Source organism: Alcanivorax sp. DP30 (assembly GCF_009882945.1).
Taxonomy (GTDB): domain Bacteria; phylum Pseudomonadota; class Gammaproteobacteria; order Pseudomonadales; family Alcanivoracaceae; genus Alcanivorax.
On the sequence record NZ_WTUY01000002.1, the window covers coordinates 841,014 to 845,052 of the forward strand.

Consider the following 4,039-nt stretch of genomic DNA (forward strand, 5'->3'; position numbering starts at 1 on the left):
GCATTTCCGCCGCCATCATTGCCCGCACCTGCTCGCCAAGCTCAGGGTGACGCGCGGCGTAATGGAAAATCGCCTGCAAATACCCGGCCTTGTTACCACAATCAAAGGTACGACCACGCATGGCATAGGCCTCCACCGGGGCGCGCTCGAGCAGTGTTGCAATGGCATCGGTCAACTGGATTTCACCGCCTGCACCCGGCGGAGTCTGTGCAAGAATCCCCATGATTTCACCGGGCAAAACATAGCGCCCCACCACGGACAACCGGGACGGCGCCTGATCAATCGCAGGCTTTTCCACCACTGCGGACATCGGCGCAGAGTCGCCCGATGCCGGCACCTCGGCTTTCAGCGCCACAATGCCATACTGGTCCACACGTTCGGCGGGCACTTCTTCCACCATGATCTGTGCAGCGCCACTGGCCTGATAATTCGAAACCATAGTGCCCAGATCTTCGTCCAGCCCTTCGCAGTCCACCAGCACATCCGGCAGCAACACAGCAAACGGGTCATCACCCACCACCGGCGCCGCACAGGCCACCGCATGGCCCAGCCCCAGAGCCCGATGCTGGCGCACCGAAATCACACTGACGCCCTCCGGTAGAATGTCACGCACCTCCGCCAACAGCTTGTCCTTGCCCTTGTCGGCCAGTTGCTGCTCAAGCTCGAACTGGGTATCGAAGTAGTCTTCAATGGCAGTCTTGGCCGAATGAGAGACCAGGATGATCTCCGTGATACCCGCTCGCACTGCTTCCTTAACCACATACTCAATGGCGGGACGGTCCACGATCGGGAGCATTTCCTTGGGAATCGATTTGGAAGCCGGTAACATACGCGAACCAAAGCCCGCCACCGGTAGCACCGCTTTTTTAACCATCACTCCCTCTTTTCAACAGCTGTCTACCCAGCCACAACACAAACAATCCAATAACCGTGCCAAGCGCATTGCCGGCCACGTCACTCCAGCTTGTTGAGCGGTAGGGGATCCACAACTGAGCCAGCTCAATGAAGCCACCCAGCACCATTACCAGGACAAACACCCAGGGTGCAGGCACCCCATTCCACCCTAGCAACAGCGCGATCAGAGCACAAAAGAAAAGGTGCGCGTAGGCATCCACTCCGCCAAGTGAAAGTGCCTTGCTGACCATCTCCCGCAGCTCACCTGGCAACATGGCACCACATACAAACAACAGCGTGATGACAGTCAGTATCACTACACGCCAGGAAAAGCGGATCATGGACGGCACTCAGTCGCTGCCGAACAAATCGCGGGTATACACCTTATCCGCATAGGGAGCCAGTTCCTCGACCATCCGGTTGGAAACAATGACATCGCTGGCTTCCACAAACGCCTCGAAACCCCGTATTACCCGCGAGTTGAAAAAGGTCTCATCTGGCAAGGCGGGCTCATAGACCACCACCTCGACGCCCTTGGCCTTGAGTCGCTTCATCACCCCCTGAATGGAGGAAGCCCGGAAGTTATCCGAACCTGCCTTCATGACCAGACGATAAACCCCGACGCGCTTCGGCCCACGGCGCAAGATATCCTCCGCCACAAAGTCCTTGCGGGTGCGGTTAGCATCGACGATGGCCTGAATCATGTTATTCGGCACATCCGCGTAATTAGCCAGCAGCTGCTTGGTGTCCTTTGGCAGGCAGTACCCTCCGTAACCAAAGGAAGGATTGTTGTAGTGATCGCCAATACGCGGATCCAGACAGACCCCATCGATTATCTGCCGGGAATCAAGACCATGGGATGCCGCGTAGCTGTCCAGTTCGTTAAAGTATGCAACGCGCATGGCCAGGTAGGTATTGGCGAACAGCTTGATGGCTTCGGCTTCCGTGGAATTGACAAAAAGCGTCGGCGCATCATCAACGACTGCCCCTTGCGAAAGCAGCCCGGCAAAGGTTTTTGCCAAGTCGCAATGCCCTCCGACAATGATTCGTGAAGGGTAGAGGTTGTCGTAGAGGGCTTTACCCTCTCGAAGAAATTCGGGGGAAAACAAAATATTCTCGACCCCGAACTGCTGCCTGAGTGAGGCGGTATAGCCCACCGGCACTGTGGATTTGATGATAATGGTCGCAGAAGGATTGATCGCGAGCACATCACCGATCACCGCCTCCACAGTGCGCGTATTGAAATAGTTGGTTTGCGGGTCGTAATCGGTGGGCGTCGCCACCACCACAAAGTCTGCCCCCTCAAAGGCTTCCTGCTTGTCTGTCGTCGCCAGCAGATCCAGCGGTTTGCCCGCCAGATACTCCTCGATCAGCGCGTCCTCAATGGGCGACATCCCGTTCTGGATCTTCTCCACTTTGGCCGCATCAATATCCAGCGCAATCACCGTATTGTGCTGGGCCAGCAACACCGCATTGGAAAGCCCCACATAGCCGGTTCCGGCTACCGCAATCTTCATTCTCGACCCCAACCGTCAGACAACAACCCGGCCATCCAGGCCGGACAAGAGAAAGCAGCCCAGTATACCGCTCAAGCGCCTCAACCAACACCGCCACAGCGCGCTGCCACCGCTTACAAAATCACCACTCCAGCCCCCGCGCAGGAGTCACGCCCCGTCCGCAGGACGGCCCCGAAAGGGTGAGCAAACCAAAACCCCGGGGAGTGGTGGCTCCACACAAAAAAGGCGTTCCACGGCCTGGACGTTGACTTCCCTTGCAGCTTGAAGCTTGTAGCTCGCAGCTGTTTTGCCTTTCCTCACAACTCACAGCTAATAGCTGCCACAAAAAAAGCCGCGCCCAAACCCTGGCACGGCTTTTATTCTTCTCTGCTGTGGGAGCTTGCCGGCAAGCGAAAGCGGCTACATTCAGCACCTATCGCTTGCAGGCAAGCTCCCACAGAGCAATCAAACGATAGCGGCAATCAGCTGCTTCACGCAGGCTTCAATATCATTCTCTGCAGTGTTGATCACCACTTCCGGCTTCTCCGGCGCCTCGTAGGGGCTATCGATACCGGTGAATTCCTTGATGATGCCCTGGCGCGCCTTCTGGTACAGGCCTTTGGGGTCACGCTTCTCACACTCTTCCAGCGGCGCGTCTACAAACACTTCCACGAACTCACCGTCTTCGAACAGCTCACGGGCGGAATCACGGTCAGCGCGGAACGGGCTGATGAAAGCCGTCACCACAATCAGTCCTGCATCTACCATCAACTTGGCCACCTCGGACACCCGACGGATGTTCTCGGTACGGTCCTCGTCGCTCATGCCCAGGTTCTTGTTCAGGCCATGACGCACATTATCCCCATCCAGCAGATAGGTGTGCTTGCCCTGCTCGGTCAACGCCACTTCCAGGGCATTGGCCAGAGTGGATTTACCAGAACCGGACAGACCGGTCAGCCAGATGCACTTAGGCTTCTGATCCTTCACCTTGGCACGGTCAGCCTTGGAAATGTTGGATTCATGCCACACCACGTGGGCTTTGGATTCGTTGGCTTTTTCCTGATACGGAGACGACATAATTACCTCGCTTTGTTCGAAGGGCAGCTCCAAGCCTCAAGCTACAAGCTGCAAGGAAAACCACACCGGACTGCCAGCCCGGCACCATGAATAAATCACTGCATTCGTCTGATAATCGCGAACAGCATTCGTGACAGCTGCTCAACTTCTTCACTCCATCGGATCCCAACAGCCTCCGGGATGTACCCAATACGACTGCCAATATGCACCTGCGTCCTTAACTCGCCGGCAGATCCTTTCGCATAATTGAGAAATAACGCTTTCTCTCTATCTGAATTCCTCTCATAACCTTCAGCTATGTTGGAAGGCAACGACAGTGAAGACCTCGTAATCTGGTCTTTAAAACCAAAATCACGATGACCTGAAAAGTGCTCATAGATCTCAACGCTCAATTCAACAGAGCGTTGCCAGATCTCCAAATTCTCAAACCGCATCCCTGCTCCTTATAAAAGCTTCCATCCTTGGGAACTTTTTCAGTTTTCTATATCTCACAAGCGTAGCTTGTAGCTTGTAGCTTGTAGCTTGTAGCTTGTAGCTTGTAGCTTGTAGCTTGTAGCTTGTAGCTTGTAGCT

Annotated in this window: 5 protein-coding genes; all 5 read right to left on the bottom strand. The window is 55.3% G+C overall.

Annotated elements, in window-relative coordinates:
• Nucleotides 1–874: UTP--glucose-1-phosphate uridylyltransferase GalU (gene galU / locus GQF00_RS04460; RefSeq protein ID WP_161317911.1), on the bottom strand; the 874-nt coding region annotated here is incomplete at its 3' end.
• Nucleotides 867–1,235, bottom strand: coding sequence for a VanZ family protein (locus GQF00_RS04465; protein WP_161317912.1), 369 nt, complete (start codon nucleotides 1,233–1,235; stop codon nucleotides 867–869). The genes galU and GQF00_RS04465, both read right to left, overlap by 8 nt.
• Before the next feature lie 9 nt (nucleotides 1,236–1,244).
• Complete coding sequence (locus GQF00_RS04470; protein ID WP_161317913.1) at nucleotides 1,245–2,411, bottom strand: nucleotide sugar dehydrogenase; 1,167 nt, start codon at nucleotides 2,409–2,411, stop codon at nucleotides 1,245–1,247.
• Between the two features lie 444 nt (nucleotides 2,412–2,855).
• Nucleotides 2,856–3,467 (bottom strand): adenylyl-sulfate kinase, encoded by a 612-nt coding sequence (gene cysC / locus GQF00_RS04475; RefSeq protein ID WP_161317914.1) that lies wholly within the window; start codon nucleotides 3,465–3,467, stop codon nucleotides 2,856–2,858.
• Between the two features lie 95 nt (nucleotides 3,468–3,562).
• The gene (locus GQF00_RS04480) at nucleotides 3,563–3,901 is read right to left on the bottom strand and encodes a four helix bundle protein (RefSeq protein WP_161317915.1); all 339 of its coding nucleotides are present in this window, start codon (nucleotides 3,899–3,901) and stop codon (nucleotides 3,563–3,565) included.
• Nucleotides 3,902–4,039: the final 138 nt, after the last annotated feature.